At 64.7% G+C, this 26618-nt stretch carries 26 protein-coding genes; 8 read left to right on the top strand and 18 right to left on the bottom strand.

From position 1 onward, the window contains the following. Positions 1–4 precede the first annotated feature (4 nt). Both pyrF and lapB read right to left on the bottom strand, forming a co-directional pair. On the bottom strand, positions 5–736 hold the full coding sequence (pyrF, locus tag ABC977_RS12230; RefSeq protein ID WP_369667547.1) for an orotidine-5'-phosphate decarboxylase: 732 nt from the start codon (positions 734–736) through the stop codon (positions 5–7). An 18-nt stretch (positions 737–754) separates the two neighbouring features. Further along, on the bottom strand, positions 755–1957 hold the full coding sequence (gene lapB / locus ABC977_RS12225) for a lipopolysaccharide assembly protein LapB (RefSeq protein WP_369667546.1): 1203 nt from the start codon (positions 1955–1957) through the stop codon (positions 755–757). Between the two features lie 448 nt (positions 1958–2405). Here lapB and ABC977_RS12220 point away from each other — a divergent pair, with 448 nt between their 5' ends. Further along, positions 2406–2789: a hypothetical protein gene (locus ABC977_RS12220; RefSeq protein WP_369667545.1), complete on the top strand. Its 384-nt coding sequence runs from the start codon at positions 2406–2408 to the stop codon at positions 2787–2789. Positions 2790–2884: 95 nt separating this feature from the next. Here the strand turns inward: ABC977_RS12220 and ABC977_RS12215 are convergent, their stop codons facing one another. The 10 genes from ABC977_RS12215 to gyrA form a co-directional block, all read right to left on the bottom strand. After that, positions 2885–3637, bottom strand: coding sequence for a hypothetical protein (locus tag ABC977_RS12215; protein ID WP_369667544.1), 753 nt, complete (start codon positions 3635–3637; stop codon positions 2885–2887). Between the two features lie 379 nt (positions 3638–4016). After that, complete coding sequence (locus ABC977_RS12210) at positions 4017–4385, bottom strand: PilZ domain-containing protein (RefSeq protein ID WP_369667543.1); 369 nt, start codon at positions 4383–4385, stop codon at positions 4017–4019. A gap of 67 nt (positions 4386–4452) precedes the next feature. Beyond that, positions 4453–5811, bottom strand: coding sequence for a magnesium transporter (gene mgtE / locus ABC977_RS12205; protein WP_369667542.1), 1359 nt, complete (start codon positions 5809–5811; stop codon positions 4453–4455). A 379-nt stretch (positions 5812–6190) separates the two neighbouring features. Then, positions 6191–6637 carry a hypothetical protein gene (locus ABC977_RS12200; RefSeq protein ID WP_369667541.1) on the bottom strand — a complete coding sequence of 149 codons (447 nt, stop codon included), beginning with the start codon at positions 6635–6637 and terminating at the stop codon, positions 6191–6193. A 369-nt stretch (positions 6638–7006) separates the two neighbouring features. Beyond that, complete coding sequence (locus ABC977_RS12195; protein ID WP_369667540.1) at positions 7007–7924, bottom strand: prephenate dehydrogenase; 918 nt, start codon at positions 7922–7924, stop codon at positions 7007–7009. Beyond that, a complete protein-coding gene (gene hisC, locus ABC977_RS12190; protein WP_369667539.1) occupies positions 7921–9033 on the bottom strand; it encodes a histidinol-phosphate transaminase in 1113 nt (370 codons plus the stop codon). Before hisC ends, ABC977_RS12195 begins: the two co-directional genes overlap by 4 nt. A 49-nt stretch (positions 9034–9082) precedes the next feature. Then, on the bottom strand, positions 9083–10165 hold the full coding sequence (gene pheA, locus ABC977_RS12185; RefSeq protein WP_369667538.1) for a prephenate dehydratase: 1083 nt from the start codon (positions 10163–10165) through the stop codon (positions 9083–9085). A 15-nt stretch (positions 10166–10180) separates the two neighbouring features. Next, entirely contained in the window at positions 10181–11356 is a 1176-nt protein-coding gene (locus ABC977_RS12180) for a phosphoglycerate dehydrogenase (protein ID WP_369667537.1), read from the bottom strand. A gap of 48 nt (positions 11357–11404) precedes the next feature. Beyond that, positions 11405–12487 (bottom strand): 3-phosphoserine/phosphohydroxythreonine transaminase, encoded by a 1083-nt coding sequence (serC, locus tag ABC977_RS12175; protein ID WP_369667536.1) that lies wholly within the window; start codon positions 12485–12487, stop codon positions 11405–11407. Between the two features lie 29 nt (positions 12488–12516). Next, positions 12517–15126 carry a DNA gyrase subunit A gene (gene gyrA / locus ABC977_RS12170; RefSeq protein ID WP_369667535.1) on the bottom strand — a complete coding sequence of 870 codons (2610 nt, stop codon included), beginning with the start codon at positions 15124–15126 and terminating at the stop codon, positions 12517–12519. Positions 15127–15509: 383 nt separating this feature from the next. On the opposite strand from gyrA, the gene ABC977_RS12165 reads away from it, so the two are divergent. Further along, positions 15510–15689 carry a hypothetical protein gene (locus tag ABC977_RS12165; protein ID WP_369667534.1) on the top strand — a complete coding sequence of 60 codons (180 nt, stop codon included), beginning with the start codon at positions 15510–15512 and terminating at the stop codon, positions 15687–15689. A gap of 168 nt (positions 15690–15857) precedes the next feature. Here the strand turns inward: ABC977_RS12165 and rlmD are convergent, their stop codons facing one another. Together rlmD and cysM are read right to left on the bottom strand one after the other, a co-directional pair. Then, entirely contained in the window at positions 15858–17198 is a 1341-nt protein-coding gene (rlmD, locus tag ABC977_RS12160; RefSeq protein WP_369667533.1) for a 23S rRNA (uracil(1939)-C(5))-methyltransferase RlmD, read from the bottom strand. Between the two features lie 11 nt (positions 17199–17209). Continuing rightward, positions 17210–18100 carry a cysteine synthase CysM gene (gene cysM, locus ABC977_RS12155; RefSeq protein ID WP_369667532.1) on the bottom strand — a complete coding sequence of 297 codons (891 nt, stop codon included), beginning with the start codon at positions 18098–18100 and terminating at the stop codon, positions 17210–17212. Positions 18101–18360: 260 nt separating this feature from the next. Between cysM and ABC977_RS12150 the strand changes: the two genes are divergently transcribed. The 3 genes from ABC977_RS12150 to ABC977_RS12140 are packed head-to-tail and all read left to right on the top strand — an operon-like array spanning position 18361 to position 20194. After that, positions 18361–18729, top strand: a complete 369-nt coding sequence (locus ABC977_RS12150) for an Hpt domain-containing protein (RefSeq protein WP_369667531.1) — start codon at positions 18361–18363, stop codon at positions 18727–18729. Between the two features lie 7 nt (positions 18730–18736). Next, positions 18737–19636: a penicillin-insensitive murein endopeptidase gene (gene mepA, locus ABC977_RS12145; protein ID WP_369667530.1), complete on the top strand. Its 900-nt coding sequence runs from the start codon at positions 18737–18739 to the stop codon at positions 19634–19636. Positions 19637–19639: 3 nt separating this feature from the next. Further along, complete coding sequence (locus tag ABC977_RS12140; protein ID WP_369667529.1) at positions 19640–20194, top strand: hypothetical protein; 555 nt, start codon at positions 19640–19642, stop codon at positions 20192–20194. 22 nt (positions 20195–20216) lie between these two features. Here ABC977_RS12140 and ABC977_RS12135 read toward each other — a convergent pair whose 3' ends face one another. Continuing rightward, a complete protein-coding gene (locus ABC977_RS12135) occupies positions 20217–21110 on the bottom strand; it encodes a DMT family transporter (RefSeq protein WP_369667528.1) in 894 nt (297 codons plus the stop codon). A gap of 175 nt (positions 21111–21285) precedes the next feature. Next, positions 21286–21477, bottom strand: a complete 192-nt coding sequence (locus ABC977_RS12130; protein WP_369667527.1) for a hypothetical protein — start codon at positions 21475–21477, stop codon at positions 21286–21288. 341 nt (positions 21478–21818) lie between these two features. On the opposite strand from ABC977_RS12130, the gene ABC977_RS12125 reads away from it, so the two are divergent. After that, positions 21819–22175 carry an HPF/RaiA family ribosome-associated protein gene (locus ABC977_RS12125; protein ID WP_369667526.1) on the top strand — a complete coding sequence of 119 codons (357 nt, stop codon included), beginning with the start codon at positions 21819–21821 and terminating at the stop codon, positions 22173–22175. Here ABC977_RS12125 and ychF read toward each other — a convergent pair. Next, entirely contained in the window at positions 22165–23256 is a 1092-nt protein-coding gene (gene ychF / locus ABC977_RS12120; RefSeq protein WP_369667525.1) for a redox-regulated ATPase YchF, read from the bottom strand. The genes ABC977_RS12125 and ychF overlap by 11 nt on opposite strands. Before the next feature lie 186 nt (positions 23257–23442). Between ychF and ABC977_RS12115 the strand changes: the two genes are divergently transcribed. Beyond that, a complete protein-coding gene (locus tag ABC977_RS12115; protein WP_369667524.1) occupies positions 23443–24444 on the top strand; it encodes an NmrA/HSCARG family protein in 1002 nt (333 codons plus the stop codon). 113 nt (positions 24445–24557) lie between these two features. Here the strand turns inward: ABC977_RS12115 and ABC977_RS12110 are convergent, their stop codons facing one another. Next, positions 24558–26045, bottom strand: coding sequence for a mannose-1-phosphate guanylyltransferase/mannose-6-phosphate isomerase (locus ABC977_RS12110; protein ID WP_369667523.1), 1488 nt, complete (start codon positions 26043–26045; stop codon positions 24558–24560). Positions 26046–26273: 228 nt separating this feature from the next. Between ABC977_RS12110 and ABC977_RS12105 the strand changes: the two genes are divergently transcribed. Continuing rightward, positions 26274–26606 (top strand): hypothetical protein, encoded by a 333-nt coding sequence (locus tag ABC977_RS12105; RefSeq protein WP_369667522.1) that lies wholly within the window; start codon positions 26274–26276, stop codon positions 26604–26606. Positions 26607–26618 lie beyond the last annotated feature (12 nt).

Genomic DNA, 26618 nt, shown 5'->3' with positions numbered 1-26618 from the left:
AGCCCTAGTTCTTTTCGCGGGCGGCGGGCGGCCGATCCAGCCCCTCGATCTCGGATTCGATCGCCGCCAACGCAGCCATCGGGTCGGGGGCCGCGGTGATCGGTCGCCCGATGACCAGATAATCGGCACCCGCGACAAGGGCCTCACGCGGGGTCATCACGCGCTTCTGATCGCCGACCGCCGTCGTCGCCGGCCGAACACCGGGTGTCACCAAACACAATCCTGGGCCCACCGCGGCGCGCACCAGCGCGGCCTCGCGCGGCGAACAGACGATACCATCGAGCCCAGCCTCGTTGGTTAGACGAGCGAGTTGCAGGACCCGCTGAGCCGGGTCGCCGGGGCATCCGATCTCGCTGAGATCGGTCTCATCAAGACTCGTCAACACCGTCACCGCGATCAGCCGCGGCGGTCGTGATCGGCCCACGAGGCGCTCGCGGGCAGCGACCATCATCGCTCGGCCACCCGATGCATGGACGTTGATCATCCAGACACCGAGGTCCGCGGCCGCGGCACAAGCGGCCGCGACCGTGTTTGGTATGTCGTGAAATTTGAGATCGAGAAAGACCGCGAAGCCGTCCCGCTGCAAGCGTTCGACGAAAACCGGACCGAGCCGTGTGAAGAGCTCCTTGCCGACCTTGAGTCGACAGCGCGCGGGGTCCAGCTGTGCCGTCAGCCGCAGGGCCTCGGCTTCGGAAGGACAATCCAAGGCGACAATGATGCGCGGTTCTTCTGTCACGGACCAACTCCTTGATTCTCAGGCGGGAGACTTATCGGCAGCCACCGCCGGTGCGCACCATGCCGCGGTGCCGAGCGGCTCCGGTTGCAGAAGGCGGACCGTGTCCCAACGCTTACAGCTTGGGCACTGCCAATGTATATGGCGGGCGGTAAACCCGCAGTTCTGGCATTGATAGGCAGGTAGGCGTGCGGCCAGATGCCGAACGATGACCAGCGTCACGTCGATCGCATCGGCGGCGTCCTGGTCACCCTGCCATTCGAGAAAACGGACGAGACCGGCCAAATCGGCGTACTGGGTCAAATGCGTCCTGAGAAGCTCGACGGCTGCTTCGTCACCCTGTTGCTCGCGAACCCGCTCGGCCAACGCGACCAATAACATTGGATTCGGACGCCCCAGGTACAGACTCTCGAGTTCGGCCCGCAGATCTGTCTGCCCGCCGCGTTCCAGACTGGTAACGAATTGCGGCAGGATCTCGGGCATGAAGGATGGATCCTGCCGCACGATACCGCGGTACAGGACCAATGCTCGCGCATAGTCGCCGCGGCGCATCAGGATTTCACCCTGAAGCATGCTGGCGCGGACGCACCGCCGATCGCTGCTTCGGGCCGCCTCGAGATGGGCTTCGGCACGCTCGATCTCCCCGGCCTCGAACGCCTGTTCGGCGAGCTCGCAGCGATAATGCGCCATCGCGGTCCGCACGCTCTCGACACCCAGGGCCTCCAGTTGCTCGGCCACCTCGAGCCCCCGCACCCATTCCCTTTCTTGCTGGTAGATTTCGGCCAGTGCCTCCAGAGCCCGGCGGCGCTGAAGGCCGAGCTCGAGGAGTTCACCGAACAGCCGCTCGGCGCGGTCGAACAGACCCGCCCGCATGTAGTCCTGGCCCAACTCGTAAAGGGCGAAGCCTCGCTGTTCGGGCTCCAGATTGTCGCGTGCGACCAGGTTCTGATGGATCCGAATCGCGCGGTCGACCTCGCCGCGCCGGCGAAATAGGCTGCCTAGCGCCAAATGGACCTCGACCGTTTCTTGGTCAACCTCTGCGAGCTTGACGAAAACGTCGATGGCCTTATCCGGCTGTTCATCGAGCAGGTAATTCAAACCACGAAAGAACGACGGGTGCCCGATCTGCGGCGCGGCCGCGACTTTCGCCCTTTCGGAACGGCGGGCCGCAAACCAACCGGACGCCGCGGCAATCGGCAACAGCAAAAACAGGAGCTCAGTCACCCGCTTCTCCATCCTTGCGCTGGCCTGCCCTGCCGACGTGACCTTGCACCGACGTGGCCGTCGGCTTCGCGCCCATGCCGCCGTGCCGCGGCGGCCATCGGGGCTGCCCGAGGGGACTCCGTCGACCGGCGGGCGCGGTTCCCGCTCGGGGACGCGCGGCCCGGACCGGCGGGATCGGGAGGGGCTGGGATTCGATCGGTGCGATCACGTGTCGGGGATTCTCGAATTGGGGAGAACGTCGTCGCGGTCCGGTTTATCTGGCGAGCGGATATCCGATTATGATACAGATAACGGATGGTGGCCGCATGAGGGTCCTGGGCGGGACCTGGTATCCGACGCGGCCCGACATGTAACCGGGGCTATGATATCTGTCCGCGGACGCAGCCGAGGTTGCCTAGATTCAGATTATTCTCAGTTAATCATGCCGTTATCAATTGTTTGGTTTTTTTTGTCCGTAATTCTCATCATCGGCCCGACGGCCACGGCCCGTCCGTTCATCGACGAGGACACGCAGCAATTGCTCGTCGAGGCGATCGAGGCTGCTGCGTTCGTCGATCTCTTCCACGAACGGTGTCGCTCGGATCGATCGGGCCGTCGCACCGAGAACCTGAACAAACTGATCACCAGCAAGTTCCGGATCACGATCGTCGGCGTGCAGGACGATCTGTTCCCGGAGCGATCCTTCCGCCGAGCCCGCGAGCGCCTGCAAGAGGAGTTCGGCGAGATGCTGCGCGAGGCCGGGGGTTGCCGGGAGGCCCGTGCCAGCGGCATGGCCGAGGCGCTCGGCGAGCGCTACCGCGAGTTGTTCAGCGCCGTCGAGGCCCTTCCCTGACGCCGTTGACAAGCCTGGAGGCCATCGGGGCCACCGGCCTGTCGTATGTGTCGCATGATTCGAGCAGGTTCGGCAACGACCTGGCCAACGCGCGATCACAGGTCGAAGACGTTCCGGAACCGAAAGGCCTCGAGCAGGGCGCCACTCACGGCGCCACCGATCAAGCCACCGATCACCGCGATCGGGATTTCGCGCTGCACGGCGTGGCTGATGGCCAACTCGGAAGCTTCGGCGAAACCCGTGATGGGCCCGACCATGAGCCAGAGGCCGCCGGCGGCGCAGGCAGCCAGGATCGCGATCACCAACGATTCGATCAGGTTGCAGTATTCGGTTCGCGATTTGGGTGTCGTCACGCCGACCCACCAACGGACCGAAACCACATACAGCATCCCGTTGACCGACACGAGAAAGGCCAGAATCACCGCCAGCGAGACCAGATCCGTCCAAAACGCCGCCGTCGCCGCAAGCAGACCGCCGCACGCGAAGCCGCCCATGGCTCCGGCCAAGGCCTTGCCGGGCACCCCGAGAGAACACCGGTCGGGGAAGCGGGCGATGAGTCCCAACCCAGCTCCGACCAGCGCGGCGATCGTGGCCACGCCCGGCACATCGAAGCGATCTGGCATCGCGAAGAACAAAAAGGTGGCAACCGTCAATCCGATGCCGGTTGCCGCCAAGGCTACCCCTCGCGCGCCGTAGAAGATCGCGCCGACGGCCCCCGCCAGCGCCGCCGCGAGGACGTAGGACCAGGCATCGAGCCCAAGGGTGTCGAAGCCGAGGTAGAGTCCGGTGAAGAGCGGCGCGTAGATGAGGCCGGCAAGGCTCCAAATCAGCGCACGATTGAGAATCATGGACCCGCGTGAGAAAAGAAGATCAAAGGACATCGGGGAATTTCGGAACGGAGCGCACAGACGACTGCGGGCCAGGATCGACATGAGGAGACGATCGGCCCACCACGGCGAACGGAGGCGATTCGACAAAGTGCTCTGCGGGGTCTTGCCAGACAACCTGGGAACGGAAGCTGCCAGCCTATCCCACTGGCATCGACTCGGCAAGCATTCCGGTGTCAGGAATCGGCCGGCGAACCGGACAGCGTCACGGATCCCGTGCTGACCGGTATCCCGGAGCGGATCCTGGCGGTTCTGCTCCGGTCCGAACTCCCGGCCAGTGACTCATGGCCGGGCTCGAACGCATGGACTCGTCAGGTCCCGGGCGATGCGAGAGCCAGGGCTACAACTCGAGTCTGGGCCACGGGTTCGGCCGCCTGGGCCGCAACAGATCGGGCCTGCTGACTTCATGATGTGCGTGTGTCTCGATCACCCCGCGATACAGCTCAGGCTGTGGATCACAGAACATAATACCGATCCCGTTCGATTCGCGATGGATGACCAAAGCAGGCAACAACCACTCCCGTCCCAGACAATCGAATTCGAGTTCGACGAAAGTCCCGGTCGGCACCGTCAAGGCCCTGACATCGAGGTACAAGCCTTGAACGGACAGGTTGCGGGCCGCGGCCTCCGAAAACCGCCGACGACGGTACCGAATGTAGACCAGGAAGTCGACTGGATGACGGGTGCTGTAACGGCGTTCGACAGACATGATCGGGCTCCTGCTGAATGCTCCCTGCATTTTCCGAGCAGTCTAGTCCAGGGACATGACATTGCGGTTACGAACCGACCTCCGGCAACCCGAGTACCGTCGTGGCGATCGCGAAATAAATCACGACACCGGTCGCGTCGGCGATCGATGTGATCAGCGGGGCACTCGCCGTCGCCGGATCCATCTTGAGCCGACTCAGCACGAACGGCAGCGACATGCCGATCAGGCTTCCGACGATGACCACGATCTGCATCGACAGGGCGACGACGAGCGCGATCTCGGGCCCACCGCGCCACAATCCGAGGCCCGAGACCGCCAGGGCCATGGTCGCGCCCAACAGACCGGCGACGATCAGTTCGCGGCCCAACATGCTCGCCCAGTCCTTGAGCACGACATCGCCGGTCGCGAGGGCCCGCACCATCAAGGTCGCCGATTGGGATCCGGCATTACCGCCGCTGTCGACCAACAGCGGCAGGAAGAATACCAGGGCCACATAGGCCAGGATCGTGTCCTCGAAATAGGCGATACCGGCCCCCGAGAACAGATTGCCGAACACCAACAGCACCAACCAGAAGACGCGCTTGCGATAGAGCAGCGTGATCGACGCCTCCTTCAGACCGCGACCGAGCTCGCTGACGGCACCGACCTTGCGGAAATCCGTATCCGTCTCGGCCTGCTCGACGTCCATCGCATCGTCGTAGGTCACGATGCCGACCAGCATGTTACCCCCGTTGATCACCGGGACCGCCAACAGATCGTATTTGGCGATCAGATGGACCGCTTCCTCGCGGGGCGCGCTAGCGCTGATCCAGACCGGGCTGGGCTTCATCAGATCGCCGATGCGCGCCGTTGGGTCAGCAAGGATCAGTTCTCGCAACGAGATGACGCCAATCAATCGCCGGCCCTTGTCGATGACGTAGGCTTGATAGATGGTCTCGGTATCCGGCGCCACCCGACGCAGCTCGTCGATCGCCTCGGCCGCGGTCAGCCCCGGGCTCAGGGTCGCGTAATCCGAGGTCATCACCGAGCCGACCGTCTTCTCGGGATAGGCCGCCAACTGCCGGATATCCTCGCGCTCCACTTGAGCGAGGGCCGGCATGATGGTGTCGCGCTGGTCATCTGACAGGCGGTTGTACAGATCGGCCCGCTCGTCCGAGGACATGTTCAGGAACAGCTCGGCCAGGCGGCGCCGGTCCAGATGCTGGGCGATCCTCACCTGCTGATCCTGGTCGAGGTAGCCAAAGACCTCCGCACGGGCCGCAGGCGACGCCATGCCCAGCACCAACGACTGGTCCCGCGCGGGATGCTGCGCGAGCGCCCCCGCGATATCCGCCGGGTGAGCGCGTTTCTCGATGACCGCGTAGTCGGCCGCGTTGCGGGTGGCGATGATCCCTTTCAGGGATACGACGACATCGAAATAATCCATGATGACACCTCCAAAAGGCTCGATTGGATCCACCGATCGCCGCGCGTCTGGATGCGCATGGCTGGCGTCAAGATTCTCTTGTCGGACGACAAGCCGGGCGAGCAACCAATGGATGCAGGCAAAACGATTGGCGCGCCATCGATCCACGATCGATGACCGAATCAGGAAAGGGCTCGCGGATCCTTATACGAACCGACCCGCGGATACGCCGAGGCGGGTCAGTCGATACGAGGTCCGTCGGCCCACGGTTTAGGGTCTGGGTCCAACCGAATCCCCTCCTCGCGGTCGCGCGAATGGAATGCCGAAGCGAATTCGACTTGATCGAGCAAAAGGCGAACCGACCGGTCCCCGTCTCGCCCGATCGGGGTCCGAGTGCGCTTCAGCGGGCGCCGTGGTCGGCCGAGGGCCGGGTCATCCAGCGCACCGAGCTTACGCCGGCGGTGTCCCCCATCTGTCTCACGAAGCGTGCGAGATGGACCCGGCGCGGCGCGTCGCAGCGAATGTCGACGGTCAACCTCGTTACCCCGCTGGCTGACTGCGTCTTCCGAAAAACATGCTGCGCGGCCAAGTCCGCCGCATCGAGTTCGCGTGACAAGAGTGCCAGGGCCTTCTCGGCGACGGCGCGGGATCGGCAGTCGACCACGAGCCGATACAGTGGCGCGTCGATTCGCTCGCCGGACATCGGCCGATGCGGCAACGGCAGCCATTCATTCCGCGTCGCCAACGGGCGACCTGGTCGTGGTCGACGATGCCGCCCGATGAGCCCGGCCAACGCGGTCAGCCCCGGAAGCACGGAGCTTCGCCGTTCGAGTTCACACCGAATCATCACCTTGCTCCTCTCGATAACGGGAGGGGTGGCGAGTGGCGATTCAACAACGCCAACCGTGCGCCATCCACCAAAGGAAAGGATGGGCGACAGCCAACGAAAGGCCAGTAGAAGGAATTGTATGGCCGGATCAAGATGCTCCGGCTAGGGCACCGCGCCAGAACAGGCGCGGGGAGAGAGGTCCCGTCGAGCCTGTCAGGTCACGCTGCCGATCCGAGATCGACTACTGTCACCAGAATCGGTACTCACCGAAAACCTCCAGAGTTGGGAAAACCGAAGCAGGTTAAGGCCAGCCTTCCGCTGTGTCAACCACCCCGCGCATCCGAGCACCGCCGCGGGCGAGCCACGCCAGCATCAGGCCCCAGTGCGTCACGACGCCGAGGACGACCGATTTGGCGGCACATCCGCGCCCGCCGAAACCTCGTTCGGGCCGTCGACGTAGCGGTCGCGCGCGGCCTTCGCGCGCGCGAAGATCTCGAGCAGGCGATCGCCATCGCCACGCTGGATCGTGTCGGCGAGGTCGTTGAGTTCGACGGCGAAGCGTTGCAGCATGTCGCCGACGGCCGTGCGGTTGGCGACGCAGATGTCGCGCCACATGACCGGACTGCTCGAGGCGATGCGCGTGAAATCGCGGAAACCGCCGGCGGCGTAGCGGAAGATCTCGTCGTTTTCCCGCATGCGGGCCAATGCATCGACGAGGCCGTAGGCCAAGAGGTGCGGCAGGTGGCTGGTCGCGGCAAGGATCTCGTCGTGGTGGACGACATCCATCAGCGAGACCTCGGCCCCGCAGAGTTCCCAGAGCCCGCGCACGCGGTCCAGGGCCTCGGGATCCGTGCCGGGCAAGGGCGTCAGGATCACCCGCCGCTGGCGGTAGAGTTCCGGGAACGAAGCCTCGACGCCGCTGCGTTCGGTGCCGGCGATCGGGTGACCCGGCACGAAGCGCGGCGGCACCCGACCGAAGACCACCCGTGCATCCTCGACGACGCTGCCTTTGACGCTGCCCCCGTCGGTCACGATGGCCTGGTCGCGCAGGTGCCCCTTGATGCGCGCCAAGGTAGGGCGGATCGCGCTCAAGGGCGTGGCCAGGAAGACGAGATCGGCACCTACCACGGCCTCGGCCGGATCGGTGCTGAAACGGTCGATGACGCCGAGATCCAAGGCCCGCTCGAGATGCTCCCTCGACCGACCACAGCCGACGATCTCGCCAACCTGCCCCGCGGCCCTCAGGGCGCGCGCCAGCGAGCCTCCGATCAGCCCGACCCCGATGACGGCGAGCCGGTCGATCATTGCGCGAGAACCTTTTCCAACGCGGCCAGCAGCCGCGCGTTCTCGGCCTCCAGCCCAACCGTGATGCGCAGATGGTTCGGCAGTCCATAATTGGCCACCGGCCGCACGATGCAGCCCTCGCGCAGCAGGGCGTCGTTGATCGGCGCCGCGAGCCGTCCAACGTCGACGGTGACGAAATTGCCGACCGACGGAATGAACGCGAGGCCGAGGCGCACGAACCCTTCGGTCAACTGCGTCAGACCAGCCCGGTTCATCGCGACATGTCGCGCGATGTGGTCCGCATCGGACAGGGACGCAAGTGCCGCGACCTGTGCCAGGCTGTTGACGTTGAAGGGCTGGCGGACGCGATTGAGCAGATCAGCGATCGCCGGATCGCTTATGGCATAGCCGACGCGCAGCGCCGCCAGCCCATGCGCCTTCGAGAAGGTTCGGGTCACGATCAGGTTCGGAAAGTCATCGAGCCAGCGCGTCGCATCCGGATAATCGGGCGTCTCGACATATTCGACATAGGCCTCGTCGACGACGACGACGCAGGTCGCCGGGAGCCCGGCGATGAACGCGTGCAACGCATCGGCCGCGACCCAGGTCCCGGTCGGGTTGTTGGGATTCGCGATCCAGACGACTCGTGTCTGGTCATTGACCAGGGCCGCCATCGCGTCCAGGTCATGTCCATAGTCGCGGGCCGGCGCCACGCGCGCCGTCGCGCCGACCGCCTGCGTCGAGATCGGATAGACGGCGAAGGCATGGGCCGAGAACAAGGACTCGCTGCCCGGCTGCAGGAAGACCCGCGCCACCAGATCGAGACAATCGTTGGACCCGTTACCCAACGTGATCGCGGCTGGGCTGACGCCATGATGGGCGGCCAGCGCGGCGCGCAGTTCGTAGCCACCTCCGTCGGGGTAGCGACCGAGCTCCGGCAGCGCCGCGCGGATCGCTTCCGCGACCCGCGGACTCGGACCCAGTGGATTTTCGTTGGACGCAAGCTTGATCGAATCGCGGATGCCGAGCTCCCGTTCCAATTCGGAGATGGGTTTGCCTGGCTGATAGGGGGTCAACCCGGCCAGGCCGGGCGCCGCGAGCGCGAGAAAAGGATGGTCAACCTGGTTCATCGTTTTCCTGGAAAATACCGTGGACAGGGGTCAGACCCCGTTGTGGGCTTCAAAGGACCGCCTCGGGATAGGAGCCCAAGACCTTCAAAAACAGCGTCTCGCGCCGCAGGTGATCGAGCGCGGCGGCCACCGCCGGGTTTTCGCGATGACCGATGATGTCGACGAAGAAGACATAGTCCCATACGCCGCGCCGTGACGGACGGGATTCGATCCGCGTCATGCTGATCTTGTGATCGGCCAATGGCGTCAGCATCGCGTGCAGACCACCCGCCTCGTTCCGACAGGCCAGCAGCAGGCTGGTCTTGTCATGGCCACTGATCGGCGCATCGGCTCGACCGATGATCAGGAACCGGGTCGTGTTATCCGGCTCGTCCTCGATCCGAGTGGCCACCAAACCGAGACCGTAGATCTCGGCGGCCGCGTCGCTCGCCACCGCGGCCGTTCCCGGGCGCTCGGCGACCATGCGCGCGGCCTCGGCATTGCTGGCCACCGGGACTCGTTCGGCGTGGGGCAGGTTCTGATCCAACCAGCCGCGACATTGGGCCAATGATTGCTGGTGGGAATAGACCGAATGGATCGACGCGAGGCTCGACTCGAGACTGAGCAGATGGTGATGGATCCGGACGCAGACCTCGCCACAGATGAACAGGGGCGAGGTCATGAAGGTGTCCAGCGTGTGGCTGACGACACCTTCCGTCGAGTTCTCGACCGGTACGACGCCGAAATGCACCGATCCGGCCTCGACCTCGCGAAAGATCTCCGGGATGGTACCGAGCGGTACGGTCGACACCGAATGGCCGAAGTGCTTGAGTGCCGCGGTTTGCGTGAAGGTGCCGGCGGGCCCCAGATAGGCGACCGCCAGCGGTTGTTCCAGCGCCAGGCACGCGGACATGATCTCGCGGAAGAGACGCGTCATCTCCTCGTCGTCGAGCGGGCCCGGGTTTTCCGCCTTGATCCGCCGCAGGATCTGCGCCTCCCGCTCGGGCCGGTAGAACTGGTGATCGCCGGCCTTGGACTTGATCAAGGCGACCTGGCGGGCACAGGCGGCCCGCTCGGCGATCAGGTCCATCAATTGATGATCGATCGCATCGATGCGCTCGCGCACATGGCTCAGTTCCGCTTCCTGACTCATGCCTCCCCCGTTGGCCTAACAGCCGATACCAAGACACCGCACCGACAAGACGCCATCGATCTCGCGGATCGCCGTGGCCGTGTTCGCCGGCACCGGCTGATCGACATCGATCAGGGTCACCGCGACCTCGCCGCGCGAGCGATTCAGCATATCGAGGATGTTGAGCCCGGCCTGCGCCAGGTCGGTCGAGATCTGACCCAGCATGTTCGGCACGTTGCTGTTGACGACGGCCAGCCGGTAGCCGCCGTTCGGCGGCAACTGGATCTCCGGGAAGTTCACCGAGTTGAGCACGTTACCGGTCTCCAGGTAGTCCCGGATCTGATCGGCGACCATGACCGCGCAGTTCTCCTCGGCTTCACAGGTCGAGGCGCCGATGTGCGGCAACGTGATGACCCGTGGGTGGTCCTTGAGCCGGTTGCTCGGGAAGTCGCAGACATAAGCGTAGAGATGCCCCTGATCGAGCGCCTCCACCGCTGCGGCGTCGTCGATGATGCCGTCGCGCGAGAAATTCAGCAACACGGCCCCCGGGCGCATGATCCGAATGCGTTCGGCATTGATCATGTGACGGGTCTCATCGGTCAAGGGCACGTGAAAGCTGATGAAGTCCGCGCGCGAGACCAGATCGTCGATGCTGAGCGCCGGCTGCACATCGGATTCCAACTGCCAGGCCCGCTGGACCGTGATCGTCGGATCATAGCCGATCACCCGCATCCCCAATGCGCGGGCCACATTCGCGACCTTGACCCCGATGGCACCGAGCCCGATCACGCCGAGCGTTCGGCCAGGCAACTCAAGCCCGACGAACTGTTTCTTGCCGGCCTCGACGGCCTTGTGAATCGCCTCGTCATCCCCTTCGAGCTCGCGCGCAAACCGCCAAGCCTGACCGATATTGCGCGCGGCGAGCAACATGCCGGCCAGCACCAGTTCCTTGACCGCATTGGCATTGGCCCCCGGCGCGTTGAAGACGGCGACGCCGCGACCGGTCAGACGGGCCACCGGGATGTTGTTGACGCCGGCACCGGCCCGACCGATCGCCTTGACGGTGCTGGGGATCTCGATCTCGTGCATGTTCGCCGACCGGACCAGGATCGCATCCGGGTGGGCGATCTCCGAGGCGACCTCGTAACGATCACGCGGCAACCGGTTCAAGCCGGCCACCGCGATATTATTGAGCGTTTGAATCTTGAACATCGGGGTTCTCACAGGACTGGAACGGGTTTGGGTACAGCGACGACAGGGTCAGCCGTAGCGGCGTTCGAAGTCCTGCATGAAGGTGATCAGGGCCCGCACCCCCTCCTCCGGCATCGCATTGTAGATACTTGCGCGCATCCCACCGACCGAGCGGTGCCCCTTCAGCGTCAGGAGCCCCGCCGCCTTGGCCTCGGTCAGGAAGGTCGCATCGAGATCCGGATCGGCCAACGTGAAGGGCACGTTCATCCAGGAGCGGGCGCTCGGATCGACCGGGTTGGCATAGAAGCCGGATTCATCGATCGCGGCATAAAGCGCCGCGGCCTTGCGTTCGTTGATCTCCGCCATCGCCTGGAGCCCGCCCAGATCCTTGAGCCACGCGAAGACCAATCCAGCCAAGTACCAGGCATAGGTCGGCGGCGTGTTGTACATCGAATCGTTGTCGGCATGGGTGCGGTAATCGAACATCGTCGGCGCGCCGGCGATGGGCGAGCCGATCAGATCCTCGCGCACGATGACGATCGTCAAGCCGGCTGGACCGATGTTCTTCTGGGCGCCCGCGTAGATCAGGCCGAAGCGCGCGACCTCGATCGGTCGCGACAGGATCGTCGACGACATGTCCGCGACCAGCGGCTTGTCGCCGACCTCGGGGACATAGGGAAACTCGACCCCTTCGATCGTCTCGTTCGGCGTGTAGTGGACATAGGCGGCCTCATCACGCAGCGCGAGCTCGTCCTGCGCCGGCGCCCGGGTGAAACGGCTCGCCTCGGTCGTCGCGGCGACATGGACCGGGCCGAAGCGCTTGGCCTCGGCGATCGCCTTCTTCGACCAGGAACCCGTGTTCAGATAGTCGGCACCGTTGCCGCGCCCGAGCAGATTCATCGGGATCATCGCGAATTGGCTCGAGGCCCCGCCCTGCAGGAAGAGGACCTTGTAGTTCGCCGGGATCGCGAGCAAGTCGCGCAAATCGGCCTCGGCCCGCTCGGCAATCGACATGAACTCTTTGCCGCGATGGCTCATCTCGGCGACGCACATGCCGCTGCCGTGCCAATCGAGCATCTCGTCCATCGCACGCCGCAGCACGAGCTCGGGCAGCATGGCCGGACCCGCACTGAAATTGAAAGGTCGGGACATCGTTGAATCTCCGTTCGAAACTGTTGCTGTCAATCGGCCGCTTGGTCGGCATCGCCGTTGGCGGCAGGGTCATCGCCATCGCTGGCCCCATTCTCGGTCGGCTCATCCCCATTCTCGAGGGCGACGATCCGCTCGACATAGGCGAGCCTCTCGCCATCGCCGAGGTTGATCAGCTTGACGCCCTGGGTATCTCGACCCAGCACCGGGATCCCCCCCACCGCGGTCCGCACCAGCGTGCCGCGCACCGTGATCAGCATGATCTCATCCTCGGGCCGCACCAGCACGGCACCGACCTGGGCCCCGTTACGCGCCGAGGTACGGATCGAGATGACCCCTTTGATCCCGCGGCCCTTGGTGGGGAAGTCCTCGACCGGGGTCCGTTTGCCGTAGCCGTTCTCGGTCACGGTCAGCACGGTACCCGGCTCGGCGACCAGCAGTGCGATCACCCGTTGTTCGTCGCCCAATTGGATACCACGGACGCCGTGCGCGGTTCGGCCCATCGCGCGAACCTCGGCTTCGTTGAAACGCACCGCCTTGCCCGCCGACGAGAAGAGCATCAGGTCCTGCTGGCCATCGGTGATCGCCACGCCAACGAGGTACTCATCCGGACGCAGATCGATCGCGATGATGCCGCGCGATAGCGGCCGCGAAAAGTCCTTGAGCGGGGTCTTCTTGACGGTGCCGGCACTGGTGGCCATGAATACGAAGTAGCCCTCTTCATAGCCGCGGACCGGCAGCACCGCATTGATCCGCTCGCCCTGCTCCAGCGGAAGCAGATTGACCATCGGGCGGCCGCGCGCATTGCGGCTGGCCTGCGGCAGCTCGTAGACCTTGAGCCAGTAGACGCGGCCGCGACTCGAGAAGCAGAGTACCGTATCGAGCGAATTGGCGACAAAGATGCGATCGATGAAATCCTCGTCCTTGATCGTGGTCGCGCTGCGTCCCTTGCCGCCACGCCGCTGCGCCTGATACTCGCTGAGCAGCTGAGCCTTGACGTAGCCGAGGTGCGACATGGTCACGACCATGTCCTCCGGCGCGATCAGATCCTCGAGCGTCAGGTCCGCGTGATCGATGAGGATTTCGGTCCGGCGTGCGTCGCCGAACTGATCGCGGATCGCCGTCAGTTCATCGCGGATCACCTGCATCAGCCGGTCCGGGCTCGAGAGGATCAACAGAAGCTCGGCGATCTTCTCGAGAATCTCCTCGAACTCTTTGAGGATCTTGTCCTGTTCCAGACCGGTCAGGCGATGCAGACGCAGGTCAAGGATCGCCTGGGCCTGGGTCTCGCTGAGGCGATAGCCGTCGTCGCCGAGACCCAGGCCGGCGGCCAGGTCCTCGGGCCGAGTCTCGGTGGCTCCGGTGCGCTCGAGCATCCCGATCACGGCACCAGGCCGCCAGGCCCGCGCCAGGAGCCCAGCCTTGGCTTCCGCCGGCGTTGCCGCGGCACGGATCAGCGCGATCACCTCATCGAGGTTCGCCAAGGCCACGGCCAAACCCTCGAGGACATGGGCGCGGTCGCGAGCCTTGCGTAGCTCGAACAGGGTCCGGCGGGTCACTACATCGCGGCGATGGCGCAGGAAGTATTCGAGCATCTGCTTGAGGTTCAACAGACGCGGGCGACCATCGACCAGCGCCACCATATTGATGCCGAACACCGTCTGCATCTGCGTGTGCTGATAGAGGTTGTTCAGCAGCACGTCCGGATAACAGTCGCGCTTGAGCTCGATGACGATCCGCATTCCGTCCTTGTCGGATTCGTCGCGCAACTCGGCGATGCCTTCGATCTTCTTGTCCTTGACCAGATCGGCCATGCTCTTGAGCAAGCGAGCCTTATTGACCTGATAAGGGAGCTCGGTGACGATGATGGCCTCGCGACCGCTGCGCTTTTCGGTCTCGGTGTGGGTGCGGGCGCGCATCACGACCCGCCCGCGGCCGGTTTGATAGGCCTCGCGGATGCCACGGATGCCGTTGATCAATCCGGCGGTCGGGAAATCCGGACCCGGAACCCGCTCCAGCAGCCCCTCGAGCCCGACCTGCGGGTCCTCGATCAACAGAAGACAGGCCTCGATGATCTCACCGAGGTTGTGTGGCGGGATGTTCGTCGCCATGCCAACGGCGATGCCCGAGGAGCCGTTGACCAAGAGATTGGGAAAGCGCGCCGGCAGAACCGCAGGTTCGTTCTCGGTGTTGTCGTAGTTCGGAACGAAATCGACCGTCTCCTTGTCGAGATCATCGAGCAGCGCGTGGGCGATTCGCGCCATCCGAACCTCGGTGTAACGCATCGCCGCCGGGGCGTCGCCGTCGACCGAACCGAAGTTGCCCTGACCGTCGATGAGCATGTACCGCATCGAGAAGGTCTGCGCCATGCGGACGATGGTGTCATAGACCGCGGTGTCGCCATGCGGGTGGTATTTACCGATGACGTCGCCGACGACGCGGGCCGATTTCTTGTAGGGTTTGTTCCAATCGTTGCCCAGTTCATTCATCGCGAAGAGGACACGACGATGAACCGGTTTGAGACCGTCCCGGACATCGGGCAGGGCCCGACCCACGATCACGCTCATCGCGTAATCGAGGTAGGATTGCCGCATCTCGTCTTCCAGGTTGACGGGCAGAACTTCTTTTGCAAACTCCGGCATGAGCGTGTTGAACCAAGAAAAAAGGCCGCGCCGCACCACAGCGACGAACGGCGGACCCCGTCAGGTCGGGCACTGGAGTGCCACTCCAGCGGCACCCACGGACCGTTGACTGGGGGCGGGCCTCCGCGCACCCTGTTATCGTGGCGCAGGCGTCCCGGTGGAAGCACCTCGGGCGAGCGGATTGGGAAACACTTAATATTACCACGGACACCTGGCTTCGCGATGTCCCCGGCCGCTCACAGCTTCGAACCGAGGTCACCGATGCCGGCTCGACAGGGTCCTAGCGAGCGGCTGCGGCCGCCGAGAACCCCGGCGGCACGAAATGGCTCGCCCTGACCCACTGCCACTGTCCTGGCCCACTGATCGATGAGGAGGACCAAACGATGCGTGCATTCGACGCCGAACAGACCTTGTTGCAGGATCTGAAGGATGAAGGGCACATCGTGTTGACCAAGGAGACCGAGGCATACACCGTGACCGCGGTGCGCCATCCGACGCTCGGCAAGCTCGTCATCGTCGAAGGTCTCGATGGCCAGGGAGTCGTCGTCGAGGCCGGTGAATGACCGATGCCGGCGCCATGCGAAGCCATCCAAGGGGTTACAGGTGCTCTGACACGACGCGGGCTCTCGGGCATCATGCCAGGGAATCAGCACGGCACTCGACCACGCAGTCGATGATCGGTCAGTGTCGACCAGGCCCCTGATCCCAGGCCCCTGATCCCAGGCCCCCGATCAGGGCGTCGGCGCGTCGCGCTCGAACAGGGCCATCGATTCCAGATGCCCCGTGTGCGGGAACATGTCCATCGCGCCAGCGGCGACCAGGCGATAGCCGAGGCCATTGACCAACCGATCGGCATCGCGGGCGAGGGTCGTGGGGTAGCAGGACACGTAGAGGATCCGTCGCACACCGAGACGGGGTAGCCAATCGAGTACCGCAAGTGCTCCGCTGCGCGGCGGATCGAGGAGGGCCTTCGAGAAGCGCTCCTGAAGCCAGGGCGCTCGGGCGACTTCGTCGCCATACAGATCGGCGGCCTCGAAATGAGCCTGCGTGATCTGATTGCGTTCGGCGTTGCGGCGCGCCCGCGTGACCAGCCCGGGATCCCCTTCGACGCCGACGACCCGACCGGCGCGACGCGCGAGCGGCAACGTGAAATTCCCCAGGCCGCAGAAGAGATCCAGCACCGCTTCGTCGGGTTGCGGATCGAGCAACTCGAGCGCTCGATCGACCATCAGGCGATTGAGTGGCAGATTGACCTGCGTGAAGTCGGTCGGCTCGAAACCGATGCGAACCGCATGACGAGGCAACTCATAGTGCAGAGCGGCCTCTTGCCCAGGTAGTGGCCGGATGCTGTCGACACCACCCTCTTGGAGATAGATGTGCAAACCGGTCGCAGCCCCGAGCGCGACGAGTCGCGCTTGATCGGCCGGTCCCGGCGGGGTCAGCGCACGCACGACGAGGACCCCTGGTCCGTCACCCATCGCAAACTCGATCTGCGGAATCTGCGCACGGATCGCCAGCGGCTGCAACGCGTCGGCGATGGCTGCGATCTGCTCACCGACCGAAGGATGAAGGATCTCGCAACGGGTCAGGTCGGTGATGAACGAGGTTCCGCGCTCACGAAAACCGACCAGCACACGGCCTTTCTTCGCGACATAGCGGACCCCGAGCCGCGCCTTGCGCCGATAGCCCCAGGATTCGGCCGACAGGGGATCCAGCCAAGTCTCGGGCGTCACCTGCCCGATCCGTTTCAAGACGTCGGCGAGGATCCGCTGTTTCATACCGATCTGCGCGCCCGCTGCCATGTGTTGCAGGCAACAGCCGCCGCAGACACCGAAATGGGGACAGCGCGGGGTGACCCGTTCCGGTGCTGCCTCATGCACGGCCACGACCCGCCCCTCGTCGAAGCGTCGCTGACAACGGGTATAGCGAACACTGACCCGTTCGCCAGCCAAGGCCCCATCGACGAACAGGGCCTTGCCGTCGACATGGGCTAGCCCGCGTCCGTCATGGGTCAAGGATTCGATCTCGACCTCGATCGGCGTCTCGGGCAGCGCTTTGCGTTTGCGGGTCATGAGCCTGGCCGTTAATCGGGGAAGACGCCGGTCGACAGATAGCGATCGCCCCGGTCACAGATGATCGCGACGATAATCGCATCCTGGACCTCGGCCGATAGTGCGAGCGCCGCCGCAACCGCACCACCCGACGAGATCCCAGCGAAGATGCCTTCCCGGGACGCGAGATCGCGCGCCGTCTGCTCGGCCTGAGCCTGGGAGACGTCGATGATGCGATCGACCCGCGCGGGATCGTAGATCTTCGGGAGATAGGCTTCCGGCCAGCGCCGGATCCCCGGGATGCTGGCACCCTCCGCCGGCTGGACCCCGACGATCTGGATCGCCGGGTTATGTTCCTTCAGATAGCGCCCGGTCCCCATGATGGTGCCGGTAGTGCCCATCGCGCTGACGAAATGGGTCACACCGCCATCGGTGTCGCGCCAGATCTCGGGGCCGGTGGTTTCGTAATGCGCGGCCGGGTTGTCGGGGTTCGCGAACTGATCGAGGCGCCGCCCTTCGCCGCGCGCCGCCATCTCGTTGGCCAGGTCGATCGCGGCCTCCATACTGCCGGCACGCGGTGTCAGGATGATCTCGGCACCGAAGCTGCGCATCACCGCCCGCCGTTCACGACTCATGTGCTCGGGCATGATCAGGACCATCCGGTAGCCCTTGATCGCCGCGGCCATCGCCAACGCGATCCCGGTGTTACCGCTGGTCGCCTCGATCAGGGTGTCGCCCGGCTGGATCTCGCCGCGGCCCTCGGCACCCTGGATCATCCGCACTGCCGGGCGATCCTTGACTGAACCGGCCGGATTGCTGCCCTCCAGTTTGACGAGCAGTTGGTTGCCGGTCGCGCCCGGAAGGCGCTGCAACCGCACCAATGGCGTGCGGCCGACGAAGTCCTCGATTGTGGGCAGGGTCATCGGTAACGATCGAGCGATCACAAGAAGCTATTGACCGACACGATTGTGCAACAGTTGGTTCGCGAGGGCAAAAGGAAGGGACAGGGCGGGCAAGAGAGACTGGAAATCTTGCTAAACCAGGCGGGGGCGCGTTAAAAGGGGTGCCGGGAGGTCAGCAACGCCGTGGACCGGTTGCCGGTGCCGCGATGGACGATGACTTCGAGGTCTCTTGCCGGATACCGGTATCACCCGGGCTGGTCCGAACACGGGAGTAGGTGGCTATGATGGGATGGCACCGCGAGGAAGCACCGGATGACCAGGTTCGCGACGAGGCCGCAGCACAAGCCGCGGCCGGCGGCGATGCCGCCCTCGCCGCCGACCTGTTGGCGGCGTTGGTCGTGGCCCTGCCCGACGATCTGGCACGAATTCGGCGTGCCGTCGACATGGGGATGGAGACCGAGGTGGTCGAGATGGCTCACCGCCTTCGCGGCGCGACCCGCTATTGCGGCGTGCCGGCGCTCGATCGGGCGTTGGCGGCCTTGGAGCAAGCGGCTGGATCCGGCGCGGATCTCCGCGTGGACATGGCGCGTGTCGACGAGGCCGCCCGGGGCCTGATGCAACTGGTGCAAGACTTGCCTGAACGGGGATGATCGAGACATGAGTAGTTCGACCCGCATCGTGCCTTCCGGAGGCGACGTCGTCGCGGTAAGGGCCGGGATGCAGATCGGCCGCGCGCGACGCATTGGGTTCATCCTCGTGGTGACGGCGCTCGTGGCCGGTGTCGCCGAGGCCAGTCCCTGGGCCGGGATCACGACCCCGAGTGCCGGCCCACCGGCCGTGATCGGCGCAGCGGCGAATGGTTGCGTAGCCGGCGCCGTCGCGCTGCCCGAGGCGGGCGTCGGGTATCTGAGCATTCGCCGCGAAAGAAACCGCTACCACGGCTACCCGAGACTGGTCGAATTCGTCGAGGATCTGGGCGAACGGCTGGCCCGTCACCAGGATCTCGTCATGCTCGTCGGCGATCTGGCGCAGCCGCGCGGGGGGCTGATGGATTCCCTGCACGTCAGCCACCAGAACGGCCTGGATGTCGACATCTGGTTTCGACTGGTGCCGACGATGCAAAGCGTTGCCTGGCGTGCCGGCGACATCGGGGCCTTGCCCAGCATGGTGCAGCCGGATGGGTCCGGGCTCAGCGTCCACTGGGGCCCGCCCCAGCGTTTCCTGCTCCAGGCCGCGGCCACGGATCCGCGCGTGGACCGAATCTTCGTCAATCCGGTCATCAAGCGTGCGCTGTGCGAAAGCGAAACCGGTGATCGCGAATGGCTACGTCGTGTGCGACCCTGGCGCGGACACGATGCCCATTTCCATGTCCGCCTGGCCTGTCCACCGAGCAGCCCCGAGTGTATCGCGACCCCCCCGCTACCGGTTGGCGACGGCTGCGGCGCGGAACTCGCCTGGTGGTTCAGCGATGAAGCACGTCGGCCGCCGGCGCCTGGCGGTGCGCGCCAGCCGGATCCGATGCCTGCCGCGTGCCAGGCTTTGCTCTACGGACCCTGAACGATGGCGCTGAGAATCAAGAGCCACTGGATGAATGAGGACGCCGAGCGATCTTTGCCCGAGATCGCCGGCGCCCTGGCCTTCATCGCCTGGCGCATCGCGCTGGACAAAGCGATCAATCTGCACTGCGAACGCTTCGTCTACCGAGACGATCGACAACGGATCGATGTGATCGAGGAATATCTGGTATTCCTGATCCAGATCGCCGATCGGCTCGCGCATCGCCGTCTCGATGAGACGGATCGACGCACGCTGATCACGCAGTTCGCGGCCAGGGTCACCGAGCATGTCCAGGACAACAGCCTGGACCTGTTCGGCTCCGGCGACTATGGCCGCCCCTTCATCGAGCGGCTGAACCAGCGTTCCGACGAGTACGCCGCCTTCCAATTGGCGGAGGATGGTCCGAGTTATGCGTTCTTGCGCCACTTAGGCCACGAGATCCAGTCGCTGATGGGCCGGGTCGACGATAACCGCTGGGTCATCGACCAGGTCATGGACAAGGACGGCTACGAAGCTTATAAAACCTTTTCCCGGGCCTTCGACAATCTGTTCGACTGATGCCGCTCGCTTGACTCGTGCGCTACCGCGGGCGGCGCCGATCGAACTGCGTCAACGCGATACCGCCCAGGATCAAGGCCAACGCATGCAGGTGGTGCGGTTGCGGTGACTCGCCGAGAAAGAGGATCCCGATGCCAACGGCCCACAGGGGGATCAGGAAATTGAGCTGCGAGACGAACGAGGGACCGGCGCTCTTGATCAAGCGATAGTAGACGACGGCGGCGGCTGCGGTCGAGAAAACGCCGAGAAACAGCAGCGCGGCCGTGGCGGAGGGGGCATCGATAAGCCAGGCTGGATCGGGCCCATCGACCCACACGAGGCTCATCAGGGCCGCGATGGTCGTCACCGCCGCCGCTGTCGACACCGCATCGCTCGGGGGACGCAGCCGCGCCAGGATCGCCGAGACCGCGTAACACCAGGCCCCGACCAACACCGCCAACATCGCCAGCAGGTTGCCCTCGTTGCCGACGTCCGGCAGCGCCGTTGCCGGCCCGAGCAGGACTAGGACACCAACGAAACCGAGCAGGAAACCGCCGACACGGAATCGCGTCAGCTGTTCGCCGGGGACCAGGAAGTGCGCCAGGCTCAGCGTCGCCAACGGCATCACCGCCATCAGGATACCGGCGAGTCCGCTATCGATCGATTGCTGGCCCCACGCGATCAGCGAAAAAGGCAACAGATTTCCGGTCAGGGCCATCAACACGAAGAACGACCAGACGCGCCAGCCACGGGGCCAACGCCCGACCGCGAGCGTCGCGACGGGGACCAGGATGATCGTTGCGACCAGCAATCGCCCGCTGACGACCCAGTCGAACGGCAGGCTTCCAAGTGCCACTTTCGTCGACAAAAAGGACGAGCCCCACATCACCGTGAGGGCCAGGAGCATGACCCAGTCGGCTGCGCTGTGGCGCTTCATAGCGAAACCAGCGAAACCGCAGCAACGAGTCCGTATGCCATCCATTGCCACCCACGGATGCGAGACGCGAAAAAAACCCCGCGCAGAGGCGGGGAACACGACAAGGAGTCTTGAGGTGCATCCGGGCCGACCGATGACGCCGGCGCCAGCCTGACGCACCTCGCCTGGCTCGCCGCTACCCAGGCGACGGGGGCGATTCGGGGGGCCTCAACGGCGGAGCCTCGTCGTTCAGCGGACGACGCAAGGACACGCGAATCGGGCCGGGGCCAAGCGATGCAGCGCTGACACCGAGGTAGCGCGCCGAATCTCTGAGGAAGCGCTCGATGGCGTAGGTCTGCAGGGTCTCCCGATAATCGTATCGCATCATGGTCCGGCCCTCGAGGCTGAGAATTTCTGAGTAACGCTCTCGGAAATAGAGCAACACATCGATGCCTGTCAGGCAAGCTAGACTTTATGTGGTTTTTGCCGCAAAGTTTACAAGTACCGCCTGATCCGTGATGCCCGGCCGCTCGCAGGCCGACTTGCATTGGTCGCTGGCGGCCGCAAATGACGACAAACGCAGGGCTGGGGCAACGTCCGTCAGGATGTCTCGCGGCCCGTCTGGCAGCCTCCATCTCTGCGCTGCTGCCCCCTTTGAGTTCTGATCCACGTGGATCCACGCGCCGGACACTCCGATTGCCCGGGATCCCACCGAGGTAGCCATCATCCATGTCAATCCGCATCAGTGGTGACCTGCTGGCCTTGGACGCCAGCATCCGATCGATCATCGAGCAGCAGGCGCAACGCCTGGCCGCCCGCTTCCCAGAACGGGGGCTCCGCACCGAAGCAAAGATCCTCGAAGAGTTCGATCCGGTTCGTGGGCATCGAATCCGTTGCGAGTTGAAGCTCGATTTCCCGGGCGGACGCCAGGTCGTCGTCCGCGAGGCCAGGAGAGAGGCCACAGAGGCCGTGCTGGCCGCCTTTGCCGCGGTCAAGGTGCAGGTACGACGCCTTATCCGCCCCACGCTGCCACAGACTAGCGAGGAAGCGACGCCACCGCTGCAAGCCGTCGGCATCAGACATTGAAGCGAAAATGGATCACGTCGCCGTCGCACACGATATAGTCCTTGCCCTCGGAGCGCAGCCGCCCCGCCTCACGCGCCCCCTGCTCGCCGCGACAGGCCACGAAATCCCGATAGCCGATGACCTCGGCACGGATGAAACCCCGTTCAAAATCGCCATGGATCACACCGGCCGCTTGCGGGGCCTTGGTCCCCTGGGGGATCGTCCAGGCGCGCACCTCCTTGGGACCGGCGGTGAAATAGGTTTCCAGACCCAACAGCCGATATCCAGCCAACACGACGCGGTTCAGGCCGGGCTCCTCGAGCCCGAGATCGGTCAGGAACTCGGCGCGCTCGACGGCATCCAGCCGCTGGATCTCCGCCTCGATGGCCGCGCAAACCGGCACGACCTCAGCCCCTTCACGCGCAGCGAGCGCGGCCACCTGGTCGAGAAAGGGGTTATCGACGAAACCGTCTTCGGCCACGTTCGCGACGTACATGACGGGTTTCGCCGTCAGCAGAAAGAGGTCTCGCAACATGACCTGCTCCTCTTCGCTGAGGCCCATGGCCCGCACCGGGCGGCCCGCGTCGAGTTGCGCGCGGACCCGTTCGAGCAGTGTCTTGCGCGCAAGCATCGTCTTGTCGCCGGTCTTGGCGGAACGGGTCGCCCGGTCCAATGCCCGGTCGATCGACTCCAGATCAGCGAGGGCCAATTCGGTCTCGATCACTTCGATATCGCCGATCGGATCGACGCGCCCGGCGACGTGCACGACATCGTCGTCAGCGAAACACCGCACGACATGGGCGATCGCGTCCGTTTCGCGAATGTTGGCCAAGAACTTGTTGCCGAGCCCTTCGCCCTGCGATGCGCCGGCAACCAAGCCGGCGATGTCGACGAACTGCACCGTGGTGGGAACCACCTTCTGCGGTTTGACGATGTCAGCGATCACGTCGAGCCGCGAATCCGGCAAGGGCACGACCCCGACGTTCGGGTCGATCGTGCAGAAGGGGTAGTTCTCGGCCGCGATCGCGGCCTGAGTCAAGGCATTGAAAAGCGTGGACTTGCCCACGTTGGGCAAGCCGACGATACCACATTTGAATCCCATTTTCGTCCGCCAATCCGGCAAAACTTCGCATGTTAGCCGAATGTCCTCGCAGGCGTCAGGTCTGCATGCGCTGGACCCCTTTGCGGATCCCTCGCGGCCACCGCCACCTCGGTGGCGGGGCGTTTTCTTTCAACCGAGACTGAATGGAGGAAGGGAGCCCGATTGCGATCCGAGGAAGCCAGGCCGATGACGCTTCCCCGTACCGACCAAGCGGCCGGGTTGTCCCGCAGCATACCCATGAGCGAACAACAGATCATCGCGGTTTTCGGCGCCACCGGTGCCCAAGGTGGCGGCCTCGCGCGTGCCATCCTCACCGATCCGGACCGCCGTTTCGCGGCGCGGATCATCACACGCAATGCCAACTCGGAAAAGGCCCGAGCGCTGGCCGAACAGGGTGCCGAGGTGGTCGTCGCGGATATCGATGACGAAGCCGGCCTCCGGGCCGCGCTGCAAGGCGTCTATGGCGCCTTCTTCGTGACCTTCTTCTGGGAGCATTTCTCGCCGGAACGGGAAAAGAACCAGGCACGAAACATGGCCAACGCGGCACGCGCCGTCGGTCTGCGTCACGCGATCTGGTCGACGCTAGAGGATACGCGTCGCTGGGTTCCGCTCGAGGACGACCGCATGCCGACGCTGATGGAGCACTACAAGGTCCCGCATTTCGACGCCAAAGGCGAGTCGAATCGATTCTTCGACGAACTGGGCGTCCCGACGACCTTTCTGCTGACGTCGTTCTACTGGGACAACCTGATTCACTTCGGCATGGGCCCGCGCCGCGAAGCCGATGGACGCCTGGTGTTCCAATTGCCGATGGGCGATCGGCGTCTACCGGGCATCGCCGCCGAGGATATCGGCCGCTGTGCCTACGGCATCTTCAAGCGCGGCGAGCAGTCGCTCGGACAGACCATCGGGATCGCCGGCGAACTCCTGACCGGCGAGCAGATGGCCGATGCGCTTGGCGACGCGCTTGGCGAGCCGGTCCACTACCAGGCGATCCCACCGGCGGTCTACCGGGGCCTGGGTTTCCCCGGTGCCGAAGACCTCGGCAACATGTTCCAATTCAAGCATGACTTCAACGACGACTTCTGTGCCGCGCGAGATCCGGCGATCGCGCGCGCACTGTACCCTGGCCTCCAATCGTTCCGCGACTGGCTGGCGGCGAACAAGGGGTTGTTAGCGGTGAACTGAACCCTCGGCAAGGCTGGGCGGCGCAGACGCAGAGTACCGCTGCGCCGCACCGGCCACCCCGGTGCCGGGTGGCCGTCACGCAAGGCCCTCGATGGCACCGCACGCGGGCGAGATCAGTTGTCCTTTGGCGAGCGGTTGTAGGCGTCCTCGAGACGCACGATGTCATCCTCGCCGAGATAACTGCCGGATTGCACCTCGATGATCTCCAGCGGGATGATGCCCGGGTTCTCCAGCCGGTGGACGGTCCCGAACGGGATATAGGTCGATTGGTTTTCCGTCAGCAGGAACTGCTGGTCACCGCAGGTCACGCGCGCGGTGCCGGATACGACGATCCAATGCTCCGCACGGTGGTGGTGCATCTGCAGCGACAGGGACTCGCCGGGTTTCACGGTCAAACGCTTGACCTGGTAGCGTTGGCCCTGGCCGATGCCCTCGAAGGATCCCCATGGACGATGGACCCGTTGATGGTGACGATGCTCGCTCCGTTCTTCGCGCGCGAGAAACTGCGTCACCGCCTTGACATCCTGCGCGCGATTCTTGTCCGCGACCAGGACCGCGTCGGGCGTCTCGACGACCACCAGGTCTTCGACTCCGACCACGGCCAGCATCCGGTGCCGCGCGATCAAGAGATTGTTGCGCGCATCATGGACGAAGGCATCGCCTTCGAGAACGTTGCCCGATGCGTCGCGTTCGCTGATCTCCCAAAGCGTCGACCAGGCGCCGACATCGGACCAACCGACATCCAGCGGCAGCACCAGCACCGGTGGCAACCCGGTATCCGGTGCGTGCGACACAGGCTCCATGACCGCGTAGTCGATCGAGTCGGCAGGACAGTTCGCGAAGATGTCGGCCGCGACGCGCGCGAAGTCACCGTCGCGCTGGTTCGTCGCATAGGCCTCGGTGACCGCGGCAGCGATAGCGGGCTGAAAGCGGCCAATCAGTTCGAGCCACAGGCTCGCGCGCAGCATGAACAGGCCGCTGTTCCACAGATATTCCCCGGACGCCAGGTAGCGCTCGGCGGTTTGGAGGTCCGGCTTTTCGACGAAGCCCATCAAATGGTACGCGTGACCGACGAGATTCGGCTCGGCGACGAGCTCGCCTTGCCGGATGTAACCGTAACCGGTCTCGGGTTTCCGTGGGACGATACCGAAGGTGATCAGGGCCCCTTCGCTGGCTAATCGAAAGCCATCGGCGACGCGCGCCCGAAAGGCCGGTTCCTGGCGAATGCTGTGATCGGCCGGCATCACCAACAGGACCGGATCGGTGCCGCCTGCGGTCGCCGCCAAGGCCGCCAACGTCAGGGCCGGGGCTGTATTCCGTCCTTTGGGCTCGAGGAGGATCGCGGCGACTGGCCGCGCCATCAGCCGAAACTGCTCGGCTACGAGGAAGCGATGGGCCTCGTTGCAGACGATGATCGGATCCATCACCTGGATCCCGGCCCCCGGATGCTCCGCGACCAAACCGTCGAGACGGCAAACCGTCTCCTGGAGCATCGTGTGGTTGCTCGTGAGCGGATGGAACTGCTTCGGATAGGCCTCCCGCGAAAGGGGCCAAAGCCGGGTTCCGGAACCACCGGAGAGGATCACGGGCTGCAGGGACATGGCAGACTCCAGGCCGCGTTCGGCAACTGCTTGACCGGGATTAGAGCAAGTCGGTCACGGTGCGTCAATCGAACCATCGGATCACGAACCGCCCTCGCGATCATCGGCGGGCGATCCCCAAACGGGCGCGGGCATGCCCCTGATCTGCGATGAAGCCCGCGGGCACGACGGAGTATGCTAGGGTTTCGCGTCGACGACTTCGTCCGCGGCAACTGGAGACTCTTCGACATGAAAGGCGTCCTTTGGGCGATGGTGTTTCTGATCATCGGCGGCCTCGTCGGTGGTTTCATGGCGCTCGGTTTCGGCGTCAGTGTCGGTGTCGCGAGCGGGCTCGTGCAGGGGGCCCAGGCGGGGACCTGTGTCACGGTCGAGACCGCCAGCGCGCTGGGTCTGATCGACGCCAACGATCGGGATTCACTGATCCGGTCCGCGATCACGGCGATCCGCGACAAGGCCCAGGATCTGCCCGGCCAGAGCCAGACCGACTGGGTCGCCGACACAGCGGGTTGCGCAGCGCTGATCGCGGGCCTGGACCCGGCCAGTGGCACGCCACCGCGTTGAGCCACGTCCCGG

Origin of the sequence: Thioalkalicoccus limnaeus, from assembly GCF_041197575.1 — a bacterium.
GTDB lineage: Bacteria > Pseudomonadota > Gammaproteobacteria > Chromatiales > Chromatiaceae > Thioalkalicoccus > Thioalkalicoccus limnaeus.
Note: the sequence above shows the minus strand (reverse complement) of the source record. Positions and strands in the feature narration are given on the sequence as shown.

Excerpts from the sequence above, each read along its gene's own strand:
- pheA (WP_369667538.1), bottom strand. The coding sequence starts at position 10,165 with ATGAGTCAGGAAGCGGAACTGAGCCATGTGCGCGAGCGCATCGATGCG.
- rlmD (WP_369667533.1), bottom strand. The coding sequence starts at position 17,198 with ATGACCCGCAAACGCAAAGCGCTGCCCGAGACGCCGATCGAGGTCGAG.
- ABC977_RS12210 (WP_369667543.1), bottom strand. The coding sequence starts at position 4,385 with ATGTCTGTCGAACGCCGTTACAGCACCCGTCATCCAGTCGACTTCCTG.
- ABC977_RS12140 (WP_369667529.1), top strand. The coding sequence starts at position 19,640 with ATGGCGCTGAGAATCAAGAGCCACTGGATGAATGAGGACGCCGAGCGA.
- ABC977_RS12105 (WP_369667522.1), top strand. The coding sequence starts at position 26,274 with ATGAAAGGCGTCCTTTGGGCGATGGTGTTTCTGATCATCGGCGGCCTC.
- cysM (WP_369667532.1), bottom strand. The coding sequence starts at position 18,100 with ATGACCCTGCCCACAATCGAGGACTTCGTCGGCCGCACGCCATTGGTG.
- ABC977_RS12115 (WP_369667524.1), top strand. The coding sequence starts at position 23,443 with ATGACGCTTCCCCGTACCGACCAAGCGGCCGGGTTGTCCCGCAGCATA.
- mepA (WP_369667530.1), top strand. The coding sequence starts at position 18,737 with ATGAGTAGTTCGACCCGCATCGTGCCTTCCGGAGGCGACGTCGTCGCG.
- gyrA (WP_369667535.1), bottom strand. The coding sequence starts at position 15,126 with ATGCCGGAGTTTGCAAAAGAAGTTCTGCCCGTCAACCTGGAAGACGAG.
- ABC977_RS12195 (WP_369667540.1), bottom strand. The coding sequence starts at position 7,924 with ATGATCGACCGGCTCGCCGTCATCGGGGTCGGGCTGATCGGAGGCTCG.
- ABC977_RS12200 (WP_369667541.1), bottom strand. The coding sequence starts at position 6,637 with ATGATTCGGTGTGAACTCGAACGGCGAAGCTCCGTGCTTCCGGGGCTG.
- ABC977_RS12110 (WP_369667523.1), bottom strand. The coding sequence starts at position 26,045 with ATGTCCCTGCAGCCCGTGATCCTCTCCGGTGGTTCCGGAACCCGGCTT.
- ABC977_RS12165 (WP_369667534.1), top strand. The coding sequence starts at position 15,510 with ATGCGTGCATTCGACGCCGAACAGACCTTGTTGCAGGATCTGAAGGAT.
- serC (WP_369667536.1), bottom strand. The coding sequence starts at position 12,487 with ATGTCCCGACCTTTCAATTTCAGTGCGGGTCCGGCCATGCTGCCCGAG.
- mgtE (WP_369667542.1), bottom strand. The coding sequence starts at position 5,811 with ATGGATTATTTCGATGTCGTCGTATCCCTGAAAGGGATCATCGCCACC.
- ABC977_RS12150 (WP_369667531.1), top strand. The coding sequence starts at position 18,361 with ATGATGGGATGGCACCGCGAGGAAGCACCGGATGACCAGGTTCGCGAC.
- ychF (WP_369667525.1), bottom strand. The coding sequence starts at position 23,256 with ATGGGATTCAAATGTGGTATCGTCGGCTTGCCCAACGTGGGCAAGTCC.
- ABC977_RS12180 (WP_369667537.1), bottom strand. The coding sequence starts at position 11,356 with ATGTTCAAGATTCAAACGCTCAATAATATCGCGGTGGCCGGCTTGAAC.
- ABC977_RS12135 (WP_369667528.1), bottom strand. The coding sequence starts at position 21,110 with ATGAAGCGCCACAGCGCAGCCGACTGGGTCATGCTCCTGGCCCTCACG.
- ABC977_RS12125 (WP_369667526.1), top strand. The coding sequence starts at position 21,819 with ATGTCAATCCGCATCAGTGGTGACCTGCTGGCCTTGGACGCCAGCATC.
- ABC977_RS12215 (WP_369667544.1), bottom strand. The coding sequence starts at position 3,637 with ATGATTCTCAATCGTGCGCTGATTTGGAGCCTTGCCGGCCTCATCTAC.
- hisC (WP_369667539.1), bottom strand. The coding sequence starts at position 9,033 with ATGAACCAGGTTGACCATCCTTTTCTCGCGCTCGCGGCGCCCGGCCTG.
- ABC977_RS12130 (WP_369667527.1), bottom strand. The coding sequence starts at position 21,477 with ATGATGCGATACGATTATCGGGAGACCCTGCAGACCTACGCCATCGAG.